17 protein-coding genes and 1 tRNA gene are annotated in these 19,292 nt (G+C 65.0%); 10 read left to right on the forward strand and 8 right to left on the reverse strand.

What is annotated here, in order from left to right; translation table 11 throughout:
- Positions 1-176 precede the first annotated feature (176 nt).
- Both VSR72_RS20060 and VSR72_RS20065 read right to left on the reverse strand, forming a co-directional pair.
- The gene (locus VSR72_RS20060; protein WP_342954087.1) at positions 177-1,472 is read right to left on the reverse strand and encodes a cytochrome c; all 1,296 of its coding nucleotides are present in this window, start codon (positions 1,470-1,472) and stop codon (positions 177-179) included.
- Positions 1,473-1,493: 21 nt separating this feature from the next.
- On the reverse strand, positions 1,494-2,279 hold the full coding sequence (locus tag VSR72_RS20065; RefSeq protein ID WP_342954088.1) for a c-type cytochrome: 786 nt from the start codon (positions 2,277-2,279) through the stop codon (positions 1,494-1,496).
- A 610-nt stretch (positions 2,280-2,889) separates the two neighbouring features.
- Here VSR72_RS20065 and VSR72_RS20070 point away from each other — a divergent pair.
- The gene (locus tag VSR72_RS20070) at positions 2,890-3,816 is read left to right on the forward strand and encodes a CopD family protein (RefSeq protein WP_342954089.1); all 927 of its coding nucleotides are present in this window, start codon (positions 2,890-2,892) and stop codon (positions 3,814-3,816) included.
- 17 nt (positions 3,817-3,833) lie between these two features.
- On the opposite strand, the gene VSR72_RS20075 is transcribed toward VSR72_RS20070, so the two are convergent.
- Positions 3,834-4,133, reverse strand: coding sequence for a hypothetical protein (locus VSR72_RS20075; protein ID WP_342954090.1), 300 nt, complete (start codon positions 4,131-4,133; stop codon positions 3,834-3,836).
- A gap of 276 nt (positions 4,134-4,409) precedes the next feature.
- Complete coding sequence (dgoD, locus tag VSR72_RS20080; RefSeq protein ID WP_322047822.1) at positions 4,410-5,558, reverse strand: galactonate dehydratase; 1,149 nt, start codon at positions 5,556-5,558, stop codon at positions 4,410-4,412.
- A 73-nt stretch (positions 5,559-5,631) separates the two neighbouring features.
- Between dgoD and VSR72_RS20085 the strand changes: the two genes are divergently transcribed.
- Both VSR72_RS20085 and VSR72_RS20090 read left to right on the forward strand, forming a co-directional pair.
- On the forward strand, positions 5,632-6,387 hold the full coding sequence (locus tag VSR72_RS20085) for an FCD domain-containing protein (RefSeq protein WP_342954178.1): 756 nt from the start codon (positions 5,632-5,634) through the stop codon (positions 6,385-6,387).
- A 173-nt stretch (positions 6,388-6,560) separates the two neighbouring features.
- Entirely contained in the window at positions 6,561-7,577 is a 1,017-nt protein-coding gene (locus tag VSR72_RS20090) for a sensor domain-containing diguanylate cyclase (protein WP_342954091.1), read from the forward strand.
- Positions 7,578-7,687: 110 nt separating this feature from the next.
- On the opposite strand, the gene VSR72_RS20095 is transcribed toward VSR72_RS20090, so the two are convergent.
- The 4 genes from VSR72_RS20095 to VSR72_RS20110 form a co-directional block, all read right to left on the reverse strand.
- Positions 7,688-7,764 (reverse strand) — tRNA-Met (locus tag VSR72_RS20095).
- Positions 7,765-7,875: 111 nt separating this feature from the next.
- The gene (locus VSR72_RS20100; protein WP_342954092.1) at positions 7,876-9,534 is read right to left on the reverse strand and encodes an MFS transporter; all 1,659 of its coding nucleotides are present in this window, start codon (positions 9,532-9,534) and stop codon (positions 7,876-7,878) included.
- Between the two features lie 320 nt (positions 9,535-9,854).
- The gene (locus tag VSR72_RS20105) at positions 9,855-11,492 is read right to left on the reverse strand and encodes a sensor histidine kinase N-terminal domain-containing protein (protein WP_342954093.1); all 1,638 of its coding nucleotides are present in this window, start codon (positions 11,490-11,492) and stop codon (positions 9,855-9,857) included.
- A gap of 12 nt (positions 11,493-11,504) precedes the next feature.
- A complete protein-coding gene (locus VSR72_RS20110; protein WP_342954094.1) occupies positions 11,505-12,269 on the reverse strand; it encodes a response regulator transcription factor in 765 nt (254 codons plus the stop codon).
- A 236-nt stretch (positions 12,270-12,505) separates the two neighbouring features.
- Here VSR72_RS20110 and recA point away from each other — a divergent pair, with 236 nt between their 5' ends.
- The 7 genes from recA (at position 12,506) to VSR72_RS20145 (ending at position 19,216) form a co-directional block, all read left to right on the forward strand.
- Positions 12,506-13,582 carry a recombinase RecA gene (gene recA / locus VSR72_RS20115; protein WP_342954095.1) on the forward strand — a complete coding sequence of 359 codons (1,077 nt, stop codon included), beginning with the start codon at positions 12,506-12,508 and terminating at the stop codon, positions 13,580-13,582.
- A 167-nt stretch (positions 13,583-13,749) separates the two neighbouring features.
- Positions 13,750-14,550 carry a recombination regulator RecX gene (recX, locus tag VSR72_RS20120; RefSeq protein WP_342954096.1) on the forward strand — a complete coding sequence of 267 codons (801 nt, stop codon included), beginning with the start codon at positions 13,750-13,752 and terminating at the stop codon, positions 14,548-14,550.
- A 119-nt stretch (positions 14,551-14,669) separates the two neighbouring features.
- Positions 14,670-15,365 (forward strand): DUF2889 domain-containing protein, encoded by a 696-nt coding sequence (locus tag VSR72_RS20125; RefSeq protein WP_342954097.1) that lies wholly within the window; start codon positions 14,670-14,672, stop codon positions 15,363-15,365.
- Positions 15,366-15,415: 50 nt separating this feature from the next.
- Positions 15,416-16,582, forward strand: a complete 1,167-nt coding sequence (sucC, locus tag VSR72_RS20130) for an ADP-forming succinate--CoA ligase subunit beta (RefSeq protein ID WP_342921197.1) — start codon at positions 15,416-15,418, stop codon at positions 16,580-16,582.
- Positions 16,583-16,672: 90 nt separating this feature from the next.
- A complete protein-coding gene (gene sucD / locus VSR72_RS20135) occupies positions 16,673-17,554 on the forward strand; it encodes a succinate--CoA ligase subunit alpha (protein WP_342954098.1) in 882 nt (293 codons plus the stop codon).
- Between the two features lie 187 nt (positions 17,555-17,741).
- A complete protein-coding gene (locus VSR72_RS20140; RefSeq protein ID WP_342954099.1) occupies positions 17,742-18,464 on the forward strand; it encodes a TerC family protein in 723 nt (240 codons plus the stop codon).
- 140 nt (positions 18,465-18,604) lie between these two features.
- On the forward strand, positions 18,605-19,216 hold the full coding sequence (locus VSR72_RS20145; RefSeq protein WP_342954100.1) for a pilin: 612 nt from the start codon (positions 18,605-18,607) through the stop codon (positions 19,214-19,216).
- Positions 19,217-19,292 lie beyond the last annotated feature (76 nt).

Raw genomic sequence — 19,292 nt, forward strand, 5'->3', positions numbered from 1 at the left:
GTGGAACATTGTTCCAACCCTCACGGCGCAGTGCTCGACTGCAGCGTTCAAAACCAGGCCTGACGGGCCACGGAACCGCCTTCACCGCACGGCCCGGCGCCAAATAGCGAAGGGCGCAGCCCGCGCTTTCGCGGACTGCGCCCTGATCAGGCAACCGCTACTATAGCAGGCGTGCGTCAGTCAAGCGGAGACGAGCGCAGGTCCGCGACCTGCTGCGGCGACACCGGCGTGCCCTTGTTGCCCCAGGACATGCGGATGAACGTCACCACCGCTGCAACCTCCTGGTTCGAGAGCGCCTGCGCGAACGGCGGCATGCCGTACGGGCGCGGGTTGCCCCCCGTGCTCGGCGGATAGCCGCCGTTGAGCACCATGCGGATCGGGTTCACAGCCGAATGCATCTGGATCGACTGATTGTTCGCAAGCGGCGGGAAGTTCGGCGGCATGCCGAGACCGTTTTCCGCGTGACACTTTGCACACTGGTCATGGTAGATCTTCTGACCTTGCTGCAAGAGTTCGCCGCCGAACGCTTCCGACGTCTCCATCTGCATCGTTTCGGGCGCTTCCTTCTTCTGCGGGATGGTCTTGAGGTACGAGGCCATCGCGTGGATATCGTCGTCCGAGAGGTATTGCAGACTGTTGTGGATCACGTCCGCCATCGGGCCGAACACGGCGCCGCGCTCGGAAACGCCGGTCTTCAGGAGGCTCGCGATGTCCTTGATGTCCCAGTCGCCGAGGCCGCCTTCGCTGCCTGTGAGCGACGGCGCGTACCAGTTCTGCAGCGGGATCAGGCCGCCCGCGAAGGCCGCCGAGTTGACCGGGCCGCCCACCGCGTTGATGGACGTGTGGCACATGCCGCAGTGGCCGAGGCCTTCCACGAGATACGCGCCGCGGTTCCATTCGACCGACTTGGTCGGATCGGGCTTGTATTCGCCTTCGCGGAAGAACAGCGTGCGCCAGCCGATCAGCAGGTTGCGGTTGTTGAACGGGAACTTGAGTTCGTGCGGACGGCTAGGCACGTTGACCGGCGGGACCGAGCGCAGATAGGCGAAGATCGCGTCGGCGTCGGCGCGCGTGACCTTGGTGTAGCTCGCGAACGGGAATGCCGGATAGAGCAGGCTGCCGTCTTTCGAGCGGCCCGTGTGCATGGCGCGATAGAAGTCGTCGGCGCTCCACTTGCCGATGCCGTACTGGTCATCGGGCGTGATGTTGGGCGTGTAGAGCGTACCGAACGGCGTGGCCATCGGCAGGCCGCCCGCGAACATCTGGCCGCCGCGCACCGTGTGGCAGGCGATACAGTCGCCGGCGCGCGCGAGGTACTCGCCCTTCTTGATGAGATCGGCCTGGTCGACGGGCGTCGCGGCCTGCGCCGCGCCATTTTGCAGATAGTGAGTGCCCGACCAGAGCACCGGTACGAGGGCCGCGGCGGCGGCCACGACGACGGCGGAAAGTGCGAACAGGGACTTGCGGTTCATATTGGCTGTCTCCCCGGCGCCTTATTGCGGTTCGCTGCCGCAAGCAAGCGGCGTCTTGAGTGAGCCAGCCGGCGCCGGCACGGGGTTCTGCGGCGCGCTCTGCGTCGAAAGCCATGCTGCGACCGCGTTCACGTCCTGGTCGGTGAGGCGCGTGGCGATCTCATGCATGCAGTCCGGCGCCTTCGCATGCCGCGAGCCCGAGCGCCAGGCGCCGATCTGCGCGCTGATGTAGTCCATGTGCAGACCGACCAGACCCGGAATGGCCGGCTCCATGCCGGTGAGCTTCGCGCCGTGGCAGGCCGCGCAGGCGGGCACCTGCTTGGCCGGATCGCCGTGCAGGACGATCTGCTGGCCGCGCGCGAGCGTGTCGCTGCCGACCGAAGGCTTCGCGGGCGGCGGGTAGGGCGGCCGCTGCTGCGAGAAGAACGTCGCGATCTCGTGCAGGTAGTCGTCGGAGAGATAGGTGACCAGATAATTCATCGGAGGGTACTTGCGGCGACCCTCGCGGAAGTTCATTAGCTGGTTGAACAGGTACTCGGCCGGTTTGCCGGCGAGACGCGGGAAGTAGTCGTTGTCGGTGCCCTGCCCGTGCGAGCCGTGGCACGCGGTGCAGCCCTGCACGCGTGAGGCGATCGTGTCGGGGGCTTTGGGCTGCGGCGCGGAGGCGGACTGTGGTGCCGAGGCCGCCGTCTGGGCATATGCAGCGCTGAGAACGCCGGTCGACCCGAGCAAAAGTGCTGCTGCCAGAGGCGCGACGAGCGGAATGAGCGGTCGGAAGATACGTCTTGGGGACACGCGTAACTCCATCTTTATCGTGGACCTGACCAGGCTTCGAACGGCCCGGCTTCCAGGCTGCGCGCGATGAAAGCAGAAGACTGTGCGCGCTGCGGCGGCGACGCCGCAGATTCTAGCATCGGGAACTCATAGTGACCATTTGCCACATGCGCCACAAGCGCCCTCCGATATCGTCGAGTCGCCAGCGCGACGTGCTTGCGGCCGTTCGTCGCGGCGGTGCCGGTTATGATTCTGCACCTGTTCGCCAATCGGTGACACGGGGTTGTCCCGCACCCGCGCCACACTCGGCGAGCCGGTTGTTCCTGGCTCGTAGCCGTGTTTATGCCGGGCTCATGCCGCCGCCGCGTTCGGTCTTGTGGGCGGGCTCGATGCTCGTGCATGGAATGCGCATCGAACCTGCGGTGAATCTGAGGGGAAACTGCATTGAACCGATTGGCGCGGCGGCTATCGAAGCAGGCACCCTTGCGGGACGCGCGATGCGCTGCTGCCGTTGTTTTCATGTTGTTTCCTTGCCACTTGTCTCGATGACTCCAATTGCACTTTCCTTATCGTTGCATCAAGCCGACCGTTCTCCCTCACGCGCAGTCCGCGCGACCCGCAACACGCGGGAGGGCGAGGTCCGATGAAAGCTGACTGGCTCTGGATCGGTCAGGTCGCCATGGCGGCCATCGTCAACATTGCCTACGCGTTCGCGCTCGGCTCGGCGTTTTATGGCGCATGGCTCGACAAGGACGGCCGCACGGCTATCGCCCCCGCGCGCCTCGCATGGCTGCGTGCGCAACGCTCGCTGCGCGCCTCGGCGGTCGTGCTCGTCGCGGCGCTCATCATGTGGATGCTGTACGAGAGCGCGTCGGTCAGCGGCGAGTCGTTGCCCAGCGCGTTTGGCGTGGTCGGCACGGTGCTCTCGCAAACGCATGTTGGTCACGCGTGGACCGTCGCGTTCGCGGGCGCACTCGTGCTGCTGGGCTGCGCGTTCGCGGCCTCTAGCGTGGCGCGCGATGGCGTGCTGTGGCTCGCGCTCGTTGCCATTGCTGCGGGGCGGGCAGGGCTCGGGCACGCCGCCGACGCGGGCTTCGCCTCGGCTGCGCTCGGCCTCCATACGCTGCATGTGCTGAGTGCGAGCGCGTGGGGCGGCATCGTCATGGCGGGCGGCCTGGCTGTGCTGCCGGCGCTCGGCGCGTCGACGGCGCGCGGCGTGTTGATCCGCACCGCGGGCCAGATCTCGAACGTGGCGTTCTTCGCAGTGGGCTTCGTGATTGCGACGGGCGTGTTCAATGCCTTGCGCGGCAGCGGCGGGTCGTTCGACGCCGTCATGGACAGCACCTGGGGGCGCGTGCTGCTGCTCAAGACTGCGCTCGTCGTGCTCGCGCTGGCAATGGGCGCCTTCAACCGGCTCGTGGCGATGCCCGAGTTGCGGCGCGCGGCGTCGACCGCGGCGGCGCGCCGCTTCGTCAACGTGATCCATCTCGAAGCGATCGTGATGATCGGCGTGCTGGTGACTGCGGCCGCGCTCGCACACAGCGTGCCGGCCTACGTGTTGCAGGGCTGAAACGTCGTCGATGTCGCTTATTCGTAGCCGAGCCGGTGACTCAGGATCGGCGCGAAGAAGAGGGCGATGGCGCACCCAATGGCGTTACCTTCGAGCTCCGCGAACGCGGCCACTGACGACGGGTTCGCGACTAGCGCGATCAGTTGCGGCGCGCACCACAGCGCTGAGGCGCCGATCATGGCGTACTCCACCCAGCCAATGCGCCAGCCGCGCGTGAAGGCAACGGCGGCAGCGAGCACGCGCAGGAAGCCGAAGGTGACGAGTGCGCCTACGGCGGCTTGTTCGCGGATCAGATAGTCGGGAAGCGACGCGTCCATGGAATCCTTTGCAATACCAAGGTTGGGTTGCAAGGGAATCAGCAAGGAGCAGGCCAGCGGGTGGCGTTCGCCGGCAGCGAGGGTGTTCGATGATGACCGCGCAAGGCGCTGCGCGGCTTTCCATGAACTGGCTGTGTGCGCAAACGACATAGGCCGTCCGCGCGGTATGCGAGTGCGCGCGTCGGAGCGCGCAAAGCCTCACGAAATGTTACGTCGCCGAAACGTGCGGCGTCGAGTGCGTAACGTTACGCCGCGCGTTTGGCGTTCAGCTTTGCATCACCATTCGGCGACGCTGCCATCTTCGTGACGCCACACCGGGTTGCGCCAGCGGTGACCGGTCTTCGCCATCTCGCGCACCTTCTCCTCGTTCACGTCGATGCCAAGACCCGGGCCTTGCGGAATCGAGACGAAGCCGTCTTCGTACTTGAATACCTCAGGATTCCTGATGTAGTCGAGCAGGTCATTGCCCTTGTTGTAGTGAATGCCGAGGCTTTGCTCCTGGATGAACGCGTTGTAGCTCACCGCGTCGATCTGCAGGCAGGTGGCGAGCGCGATCGGCCCGAGCGGGCAGTGCAGCGCGAGCGCGACGTCATAGGCTTCGGCCATCGCGGCGATCTTGCGGCACTCGGTGATGCCGCCCGCGTGCGAGGCGTCGGGCTGGATGATGTCCACGTAACCGCCCGCGAGAATGTGCTTGAAATCCCAGCGCGAGTAGAGACGCTCGCCCAGCGCGATCGGCGTGCTGGTCTGGTTGACGATGTCGCGCAGCGCTTCGACGTTCTCGGAGAGCACCGGCTCTTCGATGAACATGAGCTTGAACGGATCGAGTTCTTTCGCGAGCACCTTGGCCATGGGCTTGTGCACGCGGCCATGGAAATCCACGCCGATGCCGACGTTCGGGCCCACAGCTTCGCGCACGGCCGCGACGTTGTTGATGACGCCCTGCACCTTGTCGAAGGTGTCGATGATCTGCAGTTCTTCGGAGCCATTCATCTTCACGGCTTTGAAGCCGCGCTCGACCACGGCGCGCGCATTGTTGGCGACGTCGCTCGGGCGGTCGCCGCCGATCCACGAATACACCTTGATCTTGTCGCGCACCTGGCCGCCGAGCAGCGCGTGAACGGGCACGCCATGATGCTTGCCCTTGATGTCCCAGAGCGCCTGATCGACGCCGGCAATCGCGCTCATCGTGATCGGGCCGCCGCGGTAAAAGCCCGCGCGATACATCACCTGCCAGTGGTCTTCGATGAGAAGCGGATCCTTGCCGATCAGATAGTCCGCGAGTTCATCGACGGCGGCGGCCACCGTATGCGCGCGGCCTTCGACAATCGGCTCGCCCCAGCCGACGATCCCTTCGTCCGTTTCGATCTTCAGAAAGAGCCAGCGCGGCGGGACGACGAAGGTTTCGAGCTTGGTGATTTTCATGCGGTGTCTCCATGACCTTGAGCGGTAGGGCGGCGCTCGCGCCATGCGCGAGCGGCAACGTCTTCAAGCGCACATGCTACTGCAAAATTCGCCTTTAAGTGCTATTAATAGTATTATTTCGCAACGCTTCCCAATATCCAGGAGAACGGCGATTCAACGCGATCTGCATGGCACCGTGGCCTACGAACTCGGCAGCGCGATCCTGCGCGGCGACTACCCGCCCGCGACGGTGCTGCCGCGCGAGGCCGAACTCATGGCAACGTTCGACGTGAGCCGCACGGTGCTGCGCGAGGCGCTGCGCACGCTGACCTCGAAAGGGCTCGTGGAGTCGCGCCCGCGCGTGGGCACGCGGGTGCGTGCTCGCGAAGCGTGGAACCTGCTCGATGCCGACGTGCTCGACTGGTACGCGCGTGTGGCGCCGCCGCTCGCTTTCGCGCTCAAGCTTCAGGAAATGCGCGAGATGATCGAACCGTTCGCGGCGGGACTGGCCGCAAACGCGCGCGATGACGATGCGCTTGCATCGATCGCCGCCGCGCACGAGGCCATGGCCGAGGCGCGCAACGTGGATGAATGGGTGCGCGCTGACCTGCGCTTTCATCTCGCGGTGCTGGGTGCTTGCCGCAACGAATTACTGGTGCCGCTCGGCACGCTGATCGAACGCACGCTCGAAGGCCAGTTGCGCGTGAATGCGAAGCGCGCCGACGTGTTCAACGCGGCGCTGCCCGACCACACCCTCGTGTACGACGCGATCGCGCAACGCGACGCGCGTGCGGCGAGCCTTGCGATGGCGGCGCTGCTGCGCGTGACGCGCGAGCGCATCGAGGGCTGAGCGCGTCTTCCCAATAGGTGCGCTCGCAACGAATCGCAAAAGCTTGGCCGGATTGAGAATGTGAAGCGTTTGCGTGAGCGCAATCAACAACGTTTGCTATGCTTTATGCAATCCAATGGCGCTGTGGCTTTCAGTGCTGTCAGAAAGTCAAAGGCGAGGCTAACGGTTAAGCGATGAAGAAGAACGAAGCGAAAGACACGCAACTGGACAACGCAACCCTGCTGGAGATCATCAAGGCGCAGTCGGACATCGCGAAGCTCGGGCTCGATCTCGGCGGCGTGATGGCCTACGTGGCCGAGCGCACCGAGCAGCTCACACGCGCGCAAGGCGCGGTCGTCGAGCTCGCCGAAGGCGATGAGATGGTGTATCGCGCGGCCTCGGGCAGCGTCGCGGACCTGCTCGGTTTGCGCCTTGCACGCGAGACCAGCCTTTCGGGCATGTGCGTGCGCGAAGGTGAGATCCTGCGCTGCGACGACTCCGAAACCGACCCGCGCGTGGACCGCGAAGCCTGCCGCCGCGCCGGGCTGCGCTCGATGATCGTCACGCCGCTCAAGCACCTCGAGACGACCGTCGGCGTTCTGAAAGTCACGAATTCGGAAGTCGACGCCTTCAACGACGAGGACATCCGCACCCTCTCGCTGATGTCCGAGCTGATCGCCGCGGCGATGTTCCATGCCGCGCGGCACGAGACGAGCGAACTCTATCTGCGCGCGACGCATGACGCGCTCACGGGTTTGCCCAATCGTGCGCTCTTTTACGATCGCCTGCGGCAGTCGGTGGATCTCGCGGTGCGCTCGTCGGGCGGACTTGGCGTGCTCAATCTCGACATGGATGGCCTCAAGCCGATCAACGACCGCTACGGCCACCGCGCCGGCGACGCGGCGATCCGGGAGACGGCGACGCGCATCGCTCGCCAGAGCCGCCGCGTGGACACAGCGGCGCGCGTGGGCGGCGATGAGTTTGCCGTGATTTTGCCCGGCATCGCGGGGCGCAGGGACGCCGAGACGTACAGCCGCCGGCTCGTGGAAACGGTGGGCGAGCCGTTCGAGTTCGAAGGACACCGCATCGATCTCGGCGTGAGCGTGGGCGTGGCCATCCTGCCGGAGGACGGCACCGAGATGACGGCGCTGATCGAATACGCAGATCGTTCGATGTACGAAACGAAGCGGGAGCGCAAGCAGATGCGGTGAGTGACGCAGCCTGATGGACTTCGCGCGTTTTCGGTTCGCCAGGCGCGAACACCGAACCCGGAAATGAAAAAAGCCGCTGTCCTTGTGGGACAGCGGCTTTCTTTTGCAACTGGTGGCGAATCAGGGATTCGAACCCCGGACCTGCGGATTATGATTCCGTCGCTCTAACCGGCTGAGCTAATTCGCCGAAGAAGAGAATTATCGCTATACCGGCAGAAGCTGTCAACCCCCTTCGTCATCTTTTTTGCAGAGAAGGCGGCCGCCGGGCGAGAAGCCCCGCCCGGCGGCGCTCGCAGTCTTAATCCTGCGCGTAGATATCCGAGTCCTTGGTTTCTCTCACGAACAGCATGCCGATCACAAAGGTGCCCAGCGCGATGATGATCGGATACCAGAGGCCCGAGTAGATATCGCCTCGCGCCGCCACGATCGCGAAGGCCGTCGCTGGCAGGAAGCCGCCGAACCAGCCGTTGCCGATGTGATAGGGCAGCGACATCGAGGTGTAGCGGATGCGTGTCGGGAACATCTCCACCAGCATCGCCGCGATCGGCCCGTACACCATGGTCACGAAGATCACGAGGATCGTCAGCATCACGATGGTCATCGGCCAGTTAAGCTGCGCGGGGTCGGCCTTGAGCGGATAGCCCGCCGCCTTCAGCGTGGCCGCGAGCGTCTTCTCGAACGTCGCACCGGCTTCCTTCGCGCCCGGAGCCCGGCCATCAAACGTGTCGATGGTCGTGTCGCCCACCTTGATCTGCGCGAGCGTGCCAGCCGGAGCGGCCACGTTCTCGTAGTTCAGGCCAGCCTTCGAAAGCGCGCTCTTGGCGATGTCGCACGAGCTCGTGAACTTCGAGGTGCCGACCGGGTTGAACTGGAACGAGCATTCGGCCGGGTTCGCGATCACGACGATCGGTGCGCGCGCGGTCGCGGCTTCGAGCGCCGGGTTCGCGTAGTGCGTGATCGCCTTGAAGATCGGGAAGTAGGTGAGTGCCGCGATCAGGCAGCCGGCCATGATGATCGGCTTGCGGCCGATCTTGTCCGAGAGCGCGCCGAAGAACAGGAAGAACGGCGTGCCGATCAGGAGCGCCACGGCGATCAGGATGTTGGCGCTGGCGCCGTCCACCTTGAGCGTCTGCGTGAGGAAGAAGAGCGCGTAAAACTGGCCCGTGTACCAGACCACGGCCTGGCCGGCGGTGATGCCGAAGAGGGCGAGCAGCACGACCTTCAGGTTCTTCCACTGGCCGAAGGCTTCCTTGAGCGGCGCCTTCGAGATCTTGCCTTCCGCCTTGATGCGCTTGAACGCCGGCGATTCGTCGAGTTGCAGACGGATCCACACCGAAACGGCGAGCAGCAAAATCGAGGCGACGAACGGAATGCGCCAGGCCCATGCGGCGAATTGCTCTTCGCCGGTGAAGGTGCGCACGCCGAGGATCACGAGCAGCGAGAGGAACAGGCCGAGCGTGGCGGTCGTCTGGATCCACGAGGTGTAGAAGCCGCGGCGACCGGCCGGCGCATGTTCTGCGACGTAAGTCGCGGCGCCGCCGTACTCGCCGCCGAGCGCGAGGCCCTGCAGCAATCGCATACCGATGAAGATCACCGGCGACGCAATGCCGATCGACGCATAGCCGGGCAGGAAGCCGACCACGAAGGTCGAAATACCCATGATGACGATCGTGACGAGGAACGTGTGCTTGCGGCCCACGAGGTCGCCGAGGCGCCCGAACACGATAGCGCCGAACGGACGCACGGCAAAGCCGGCGGCGAAGCCGAGCAGCGTGAAGATGAAACCTGCGGTGGGATTGACGCCGGAAAAGAAGCTCTTGCTGATGAAGGCCGCAAGCGATCCGGCCAGGTAGAAGTCGTACCACTCGAACACGGTGCCGAGCGACGACGCGAAGATCACGCGTTTTTCGTCGCTGGTCATCGGCGCGTGCGTGGCTTGTCCGCCAACGGTTGCCATATATGTCTCCAGTATTGATATGCGTGTGGTCCGTCGGGCAGGGAGGCTTAGGCCCGCGGTCCTGCGAAGCATTATTGGAATGGAAACTTACGGGCTTCTGACGCGTGCGTGGGTTTCTGAGTGGCGTATCGGAGTGGGGTGCAATCAGCTATCGACGTCGAAAGTGACGGCAAATGCGTTTATTGAGCGAGCAATGTCTTTTAACGTGCGAATTTAGGATCGCGTATTGCATATCGGGTAAGGGTAAGTCCCATCCCCGTTTTCTGACGCAATTCGTCAGTTTCGCGGTGGCTTCGCTGCCAAAGCGCCGGCGACGCCGCTCAAGCTTGCGCGCGCAGCCGCAGCGTCACGCGCACGAGCGTGCCGGCGAGGCGCGGCGTCTCCTGATAAACGTGGTCGTCGATGGCGAGCGTGCCGCCGTGCATCGTGGCGATCTCGCGCACGATCGCGAGGCCGAGCCCGCTGCCTTCGCCGTCGCGCCCGAGAATGCGGTAGAAGCGCTCGAGCACGCGCTCGCGCTCGGCGCTCGGAATGCCCATGCCCGTGTCTTCCACTTCGAGATGGACCACGCCCGCCGCGGGCTCGGGCCGCACGCGCACGGTGATGCGCCCGCCCGCCGGCGTATAGCGGATCGCGTTGTCGATGAGATTCGAGAGCATCTCGCGCAGCATCACCGGGTTGCCTTCCACTTCGACGCGCGGCGCTTCGCCGCCGTCCTCCTCGCTCCCGTAGGCCGTTTCCGGGCCTTCGTAGCCGAGGTCCATCTGCTTGGCGAGCGCCGGCTGAACCCAGTCGCGCACGGCGTGGCGCGCCACGTCCGCCACGTCCACCGGCGTGAAGACCTGCCCGGACATGCGGTTTTCCGCGCGCGCGAGCGCGAGCAGCTGCGTGACGAGCCGCGCGGCGTGCTCGGAACTCGTCGCGATCTGCTCGAGCGAGCGGTGCACTTCGGCGGGCGCGTCCTGGCGCAGCGCGAGTTCGGCCTGGGTGCGCAGGCCCGCGAGCGGCGTTTTCATCTGATGCGCTGCGTCGGCGATGAAGCGTTTTTGCAGCTCCATGTTCTGTTCGAGCCGCGTGAGCAGGTCGTTGAACGAGGTGACGAGCGGCTCGATTTCGGGCGGCGCGCGGCGCGCTTCGAGCGGCGAAAGGTCGTCGGGGCGGCGCATGCGGATGTTCGACTGCAGCGCGTGCAAGGGCGCGAGGCCGCGCGAGAGACCGAACCACACGAGCAGGATCGCCAGCGGCAAGATCACGAACTGCGGCAGGATCACGCCCTTGATGATGTCGTTGGCGAGCTGGCGGCGCTTGTCGAGCGTTTCCGCGACCTGGACGAGCACGGGCTGACCTTGCTGGTTGCCGGCGCTGAGATGCGTGGGCTCCACGGTCGTATAAGCGACGCGGATGTCGATGCCGCGCAGCGTGTCGTCGCGGAACTCGACGAGGCCCGGCGGCGGGCGGTCGTCGTCGTGCGGCAGCGGCATGTCGCGGTCGCCGCCGATCAGCTCGCCACGGCTGCCGAGCACTTGATAGAACACGCTGTCGACGTTGTCGGCGCGCAGGAAGTCGCGCGTGGAGGCGGGCAGTGTCAGCTCGGCCACGCCGTTTACGGGCTGGATCTGGCGCGCGAGCACATAGGCGTCGGTTTCGAGCGCGCGGTCGAATGGGCCGTTGGCGATCGACTTCGCCACGAGATACGTGACCGCGATGCTCATCGGCCAGAGCAGCAGCAAGGGCGCGAGCATCCAGTCGAGAATTTCGCCGAACAGCGAGCGCGGGCGCGCCTCGGCGGCGGCTTCGGCTTCGTCGGGCGGGGCGAACGGGTTGGCGTAGCGGGCGTCGCGCGCGTCGTCGTCGAGGGCGTCGGCCGCGTGTGCGGACGCGCCCGAGGGGTTTTCTGCGGCGACGCTCGCGGCGCCCTTGGGCGGCACGGCGCGCGCGATGGGAGGACGCCCGGCCATCGTCGACTCCGCCTACTTGAAGTAGTGGCTGGCGGGCATCGCCGGCGCGGCGTCGGGCGCACTCGCCTCGGTCCGGGCGTTCGGCTGGCTGGCGCCGGCCTGCGCCTCCTTCGCCTCTTTTTCGAGGCAGTAGCCGAGTCCGCGCACGGTCACGATGCGCACGCCGCCCGCTTCGAGTTTCTTGCGCAGCCGGTGCACGTAGACCTCGATGGCGTTGTTGCTGACTTCCTCGCCCCATTCGCACAGGTGATCGACGAGCTGTTCCTTCGAGACGAGCCGCCCGAGACGCTGCAGCAGCACTTCGAGCACGCCCAGTTCGCGCGCCGAAAGATCGAGCACCTGCTCGTTGATGCGCGCGATTCGCCCCACCTGGTCATACGAGAGCGCGCCATGACGCACGACGGTCGGGCCGCCGCCCGCGCCGCGCCGGGTGAGCGCACGCACGCGGGCTTCGAGTTCGTTGAGCGCGAAGGGCTTGGCCATGTAGTCGTCAGCGCCGAGGTCGAGGCCTTTCACGCGTTCGTCCACGCTGTCGGCCGCGGTGAGGATCAGCACGGGCAGGTTTGAATTGCGCGCGCGCAAACGGCGCAGCACTTCGAGGCCCGGCATTTTCGGCAGGCCCAGATCGAGGATCAAGAGGTCGAACGACTGCATCGACAAGGCGGTATCGGCGTCCACGCCGGTACGCACGTGATCAACGGCATAGCCCGATTGGCGGAGTGATCTCACGAGCCCGTCCGCGAGTATGCTGTCGTCTTCGGCAATGAGGATTCGCATGTTGCGCCAGCGTCGCCTTCGAGGCTTTTTTGCCTCGTAGCACCCGCGCCGCGCCGCGTCTTTGAGGGCGCGGTCAGGCGACGCGCGGCGGTCTCCCGAAATTCGCGGTTCTGGTTCGCCAGAAGGGCTTGCCAAAACCACTGTTTTTTTATACAGTGTCTGCGTTCGTGTGCATTAGCCCGAATAAGGCGTGCGCATGGTCACGAGACGCCGTTCATCATAGCAAAGGACGATTCATGGAAGATAGCAAGAAAGGCTCGGCTGGGCTGACTGCTGAAAAGAGCAAGGCGCTGGCCGCCGCGCTCGCGCAGATCGAAAAGCAGTTCGGCAAGGGGTCGATCATGCGACTCGGCGACGGCGAAGCGGTCGAGGACATCCAGGTAGTCTCCACCGGTTCGCTCGGCCTCGACATCGCACTCGGCGTGGGTGGTCTGCCGCGCGGCCGCGTGGTCGAGATCTACGGTCCGGAATCGTCGGGCAAGACCACGCTCACGCTCCAGGTCATCGCCGAAATGCAGAAGCTCGGCGGCACGGCGGCGTTTATCGACGCGGAACACGCGCTCGACGTGCAATACGCCGCCAAGCTCGGCGTGAACGTGCCGGAACTGCTCATCTCGCAGCCGGACACGGGCGAACAGGCGCTCGAGATCACCGACGCGTTGGTGCGCTCGGGCTCGATCGACATGATCGTGATCGACTCGGTCGCGGCGCTCGTGCCGAAGGCCGAAATCGAAGGCGAAATGGGCGACTCGCTGCCGGGTCTGCAGGCGCGTCTGATGTCGCAGGCACTGCGCAAGCTCACCGGCACGATCAAGAAGACGAACTGCATGGTGATCTTCATCAACCAGATCCGCATGAAGATCGGCGTGATGTTCGGCAACCCGGAAACCACCACGGGCGGCAACGCGCTCAAGTTCTACTCGTCGGTGCGTCTGGACATTCGCCGTATCGGCTCGATCAAGAAGAACGACGAAGTGATCGGCAGCGAAACGCGCGTGAAGGTCGTGAAGAACAAGGTCTCGCCGCCGTTCCGCGAAGCCGTGTTCGACATTCTCTACGGCGAGGGTATCTCGCGTCAGGGCGAAATCGTCGACCTCGGCGTGCAGGCGAAGATCGTCGACAAGGCGGGTGCGTGGTACAGCTATAACGGCGAGCGCATTGGCCAGGGCAAGGACAACGCACGCGAATTCCTGCGCGAGAACTCGGACATCGCGCGTGAGATCGAAAACCGCATCCGCGAATCGCTTGGCGTGAGCACGATGCCGGACGGCGTCAGCGATTCCGGCGAAGTCGAAGTCGCTGGCGAAGAGTAAGTTCTTCAGGCTCTCGTAGATAAGGCAAGCTGATGCGCAAGGGCGGGTCACTCACGTCCTCGCCTTCCGGCGAGCAGGCTAACCCGCGCGCGGGTTCGCCTGCGGGTTCAACTGCGGGTTCAACCGCTGGTTCAACGACGGACAGGAGCGCCGAGCGGCGCTCCGCCGTGAAGCCTGCCGACTCACGCACGAGCCGTTCAAGCCGCGACGCCCAGGCGGGCGATCGCGGCTTTGCGCATTCTGGCGCGGCGTATTCCTCGCCCGCCGATCTCAGCGACGATGGCGGCGCGGTCTTCGAAGTGCCGTTCGAGGCCTTCTTCAGTGCGGACGATGAGTTGGCGGCAAACGCGTCGTCAGAGCCGCCGGTCGAAACAACATTCAAGCGATCGCGCCGCGCACCTGTCGAAACGGCGCGCGAATCCAGCGGGCCGCAAGCCGACCAGTACGAGCGCAGTTCAGCCACCCGCGCCGCCCGAGCCAGCGAGCGCGAAAAGTCGTCCGCGGCAAAGCAGCGCCCCGAGCGTTCCCTCAAGGGCCGAGCGCTCGGCTATCTTTCGCGCCGCGAATACAGCCGCGCCGAACTCTCGCGCAAGCTGGTGCCGTACACCGAAGACGCCGACGCACTCGAAGCGCTGCTCGATTCGCTAGAACGCGAAGGCTGGCTCTCCGACGCGCGCTTTGCCGAAAGCGTCGTGCACCGGCGCGCGTCGCGCGTGGGGGCAGGGCGTATCGTCAGCGAACTCAAGCGCCACGCGGTGGGCGACGCGCTCATCGAAGAGGTGAGCACGCAACTGCGCGAGACCGAGCTCACGCGCGCCCGCACCGTCTGGCAGAAGAAGTACGGTCAGTTGCCCGAGACGCCTGCCGAACGCGCGCGCCAGGCGCGCTTTCTCGCGGCGCGCGGCTTTTCGATGTCGATCATCGGCAAGATCCTCAAGGGAATCGAGGAAGACTGGTCCGATAACTGAGCCGGCCGTCGCGAAAAATCCGCGCAGGCAATCCCCCGCCGGGCCTGTGTGTTCGTGGCTGTCTCAAATACCCGGTATGTTAAAATCGCGAGGTTTTCCCATCCGGTCTTACCTTTAGCATGCCGCTTTCTCCGCCCGTGCCCCGCCAGTTGCGCCATCAGCGCGCCATTCGGGCGGTTGCCTATGAGCGCGAAGACGGCCTGTGGGACATCGACGCGTGCCTGACCGACCACAAGCCACGCGACGTGCCGCTCGCCGCCGGTGTCCGGCCCAATGGTCTGCCCATCCATGAACTCTGGCTGCGCATTACGATCGATCGCAAGCTCAACGTCGTCGACGCAGAAGCGTCGTCCGACTGGGTGCCTTACGACGGTCAGTGCCAGAACGCTCATCCCGCCTATCGGGCCCTTATCGGGCTCAATCTCCTCGACAACTTCCGCCTCCAGGCGGGCCGGCTTCTTGCCGGCACGGCTGGCTGCACGCATCTCACAGAGATGCTGGGCGTTTTGCCGACCGCTGCGATCCAGGCGTTCGTCGGGGAAGTGTGGGACACATCGAATGGCTCGCCGGGTGAAGCGCCCGGACCGGAACTCGGCAAGACCGCCGGAGGCAATGAGGCCGCCGGTGAAAAGCCGCCCTTCCAGCTTGGCCGCTGCCACGCGCTGCGGTTCGACGGGGAGGCGGTGAAGCAGTTTTATCCGCGCTGGTATGGCCATGTGCCGCGTTCAATAGAGCGTGGCGCGCAAACCCCCAGCGTGCGCGACAGCCGGAGCCCGAGCCAAGAGGGCAGGGCCGACGCCGTCTCGCATGAATAACAACAGCGGAATCGAAGTTCACTCCAACTCTCAGACTGAAGGAATCACGCATGAAGATTCACGAGTACCAGGGTAAGGAAATCCTGCGGAAATTCGGAGTCGCCGTCCCGCGCGGCATCCCGGTGTTTTCGGTGGATGACGCGGTCAAGGCCGCTCAAGAGCTGGGCGGTCCGGTTTGGGTCGTCAAGGCGCAGATCCACGCGGGTGGCCGTGGCAAGGGCGGTGGCGTGAAGGTTGCCAAGACGATCGAGCAGGTCCGCGAATACGCGAACCAGATCCTCGGCATGCAGCTCGTCACGCACCAGACCGGTCCGGAAGGCCAGAAGGTCAACCGTCTGCTGATCGAAGAAGGCGCTGACATCAAGCAAGAACTGTATGTCAGCCTCGTCGTTGATCGCGTGTCGCAAAAGATCGTTCTGATGGGTTCGAGCGAAGGCGGCATGGACATCGAAGAAGTTGCCGAAAAGCACCCGGAACTGATCCACAAGGTCATCGTCGAGCCGTCGACGGGTCTGCTCGACGCTCAAGCCGACGACCTCGCCGCGAAGATCGGCGTGCCGGCCGCTTCGATTCCGCAAGCGCGCGCCATCCTGCAAGGCCTGTACAAGGCATTCTGGGAAACCGACGCGTCGCTGGCTGAAATCAACCCGCTGAACGTCTCCGGCGACGGCAAGGTTATCGCGCTCGACGCGAAGTTCAACTTCGACTCCAACGCGCTGGCCCGTCACCCGGAAATCGTCGCTTACCGCGACCTGGACGAAGAAGATCCGGCTGAAATCGAAGCCTCGAAGTTCGACCTCGCGTACATCTCGCTCGACGGCAACATCGGCTGTCTGGTGAACGGCGCAGGCCTCGCAATGGCCACGATGGACACCATCAAGCTGTTCGGCGGCGAGCCGGCGAACTTCCTCGACGTGGGCGGTGGCGCCACGACCGAGAAGGTCACCGAAGCGTTCAAGCTCATGCTCAAGAACCCGGGCCTGAAGGCGATCCTCGTGAACATCTTCGGCGGCATCATGCGCTGCGACGTGATCGCAGAAGGCGTGATCGCCGGTTCGAAGGCCGTGAACCTGAACGTGCCGCTCGTCGTGCGCATGAAGGGCACGAACGAGGACCTCGGCAAGAAGATGCTGGCCGAATCGGGCCTGCCGATCATCTCGGCAGACAGCATGGAAGAAGCCGCGCAGAAGGTCGTCGCGGCTGCCGAAGGCAAGTAATTTTCACCGGACACGAATGGCGTGGTGCCGGCGCGGCCACTGTAATGAATGTGGCAGTGCGGCATCACGCCAGACGAACAGAGGTAATACATGTCGATTCTGATCAACAAAGACACCAAGGTCATCACGCAGGGCATCACCGGCAAGACCGGTCAGTTCCACACCCGCGCTTGCCGTGAGTACGCGAACGGCCGCGAAGCGTTCGTCGCTGGCGTGAACCCGAAGAAGGCCGGCGAAGATTTCGAAGGCATTCCGATCTACGCGAACGTGCGTGAAGCCAAGGACGCCACCGGCGCGACCGTTTCGGTCATCTACGTGCCGCCGGCAGGCGCTGCTGCTGCGATCTGGGAAGCCGTCGAGGCCGACCTCGATCTCGCGATCTGCATCACGGAAGGCATTCCCGTCCGCGACATGATCGAAGTCAAGGACCGTATGCGCCGCGAAGGCCGCAAGACGCTGCTCCTCGGCCCGAACTGCCCCGGCACGATCACGCCGGACGAGCTGAAGATCGGCATCATGCCGGGTCACATCCACCGCAAGGGCCGCATCGGCGTCGTGTCGCGTTCGGGCACGCTGACGTATGAAGCGGTTGCTCAGCTGACGGCGCTCGGCCTCGGCCAGTCGTCGGCAGTCGGTATCGGCGGCGACCCGATCAACGGTCTGAAGCACATCGACGTCATGCAGATGTTCAACGACGATCCGGATACGGACGCCGTGATCATGATCGGTGAGATCGGCGGTCCGGACGAAGCCACGGCAGCAGAGTGGATCAAGGGCAACATGAAGAAGCCGGTCGTCGGCTTCATCGCGGGCGTCACGGCGCCTCCGGGCAAGCGCATGGGCCACGCCGGCGCGCTGATCTCGGGCGGTGCGGATACGGCCGACGCGAAGCTGGAAATCATGGACGCGTGCGGCATCAAGGTCACGCGCAACCCGTCGGAAATGGGCCGTCTGCTGAAGTCGATCCTGTAATTTCGAAATACGCTGCCGTTCGTGCATCATGCATGCATGGGCGGCCAGCGTTTTTTGATATGCTTGCGGAATCCTTTCACGAGGTTTCCGAACAAAAAGCGAGGGAGCCAGTCATGGCCTCCTCGCTTTTTTATTTGGCTCGCCGCTTGAGCCACCCATTCTGAGTTCCGGCTGAGTTTCCGTTTCCATGCTCGAGTTTTTCGCGACGCTCCATTGGGGCGCTGTCATCCAGATCATCGTCATCGACATCCTGCTCGGCGGCGACAACGCCGTGGTGATCGCGCTCGCCTGCCGCGATCTGCCTTCGCAGCAGCGCCTGCGCGGCATCCTGTGGGGCACCGCAGGCGCGATCGGGCTGCGCGTGGTGCTGATCGCCTTCGCCGTGGTGTTGCTCAACGTGCCGTTCCTGAAGTTCATCGGCGGCCTGCTGCTGCTGTGGATCGGCGTGCGGCTGCTCGCGCCCAGTCAGCTCGAGCACGCGAATGTGAAGCCCGCCGACAAGCTAATGGGCGCGATCAAGACGATCATCGTCGCCGACGCGGTAATGAGCCTCGACAACGTGGTTGCGATTGCGGGCGCGGCCGAAGCGGCCGATCCGCGCCATCGCATCGCGCTCGTGATCTTCGGGCTGATGGTGAGCATTCCGCTGATCGTGTGGGGCAGCCAGCTCGTGCTCAAGCTGCTCGACCGCTACCCGGTGATCGTGACGCTCGGCGCGGCGCTGCTCGGGTGGATCGCGGGCGGTCTCATCATCAACGATCCCGCCGGCGATCGCTGGCCGCTGCTCGACACGCCCGTGGCCGAGTACGGCATGAGCGTGGCCGGTGCGGTGTTCGTCGTCGCGCTCGGGTCCTGGCTCCGACGCCGCAACACGCGGCGCGGCGAGACGCAGGGGCCGCAGTCCCACTGAGCACGTATGGCCGTGCCATTGCGCTTAGGCCATTCGGCCTGGGCCATTCGGCCGACTGATGCGCTTGCAGGACCACCGATACGATCAAGACGCCTGTTCACGACTGTGAGCAGGCGTTTCTTGTTTCAGGAGCCCTGACGATGATCGTATCTGTACCTTCCATGAGCCCGCCGCCGTGCAACGGCTGCGCGTGTTTCACGCGACTTTCGCGCCTCGCAATCCTTGCCACACGCTGGACGAGGCGCGGCTTCACGCTGATCGAACTGATGATCGTGCTCGCGATCGTCGGCGTGATCGCCGCCTATGCCATCCCTGCCTACCAGGACTACCTCGCTCGCAGCCGCGTGGGCGAGGGCCTTTCGCTTGCCGCTTCCGCGCGCCTGTCCGTGGCCGAGAACGCCGCGAGCGGCAACGCGTTCGGCGCGGGCTACACGGTGCCGCCCGCCACGCGCAACGTAGAGTCGCTGCATATCGACGACACGACCGGTCAGATCACGGTTGCCTTCACCTCGCGCGTGGCGCCCGAAGGCAGCAATACGATCGTCCTCGTGCCTTCGGTGCCCGATAACGCCGATGCGCCCACCGCGCGCGTCGCGCTCGCACAGGGCAGCGTGCAGGGCGGCACGCTCACGTGGGAGTGCTTCGCAGCCGGCAAGACGGCCTCGTCGCTCGGCGCGCCGGGTGCGGGTCCATCGCCGGCGGATGCCGCAACGCTGGCGGGCAATCTCGCGCCGCCGGAGTGCCGCGCATAAGGTTTGCGCGTAGGCGCGGGTGCGGCCCGGGTGTCGCCCGGGTGTGGCTCAATCGGCCGCACCCGCACAGCGGGGG

Origin of the sequence: Paraburkholderia sp. JHI869, assembly GCF_038900775.1 — a bacterium.
GTDB lineage: Bacteria > Pseudomonadota > Gammaproteobacteria > Burkholderiales > Burkholderiaceae > Paraburkholderia.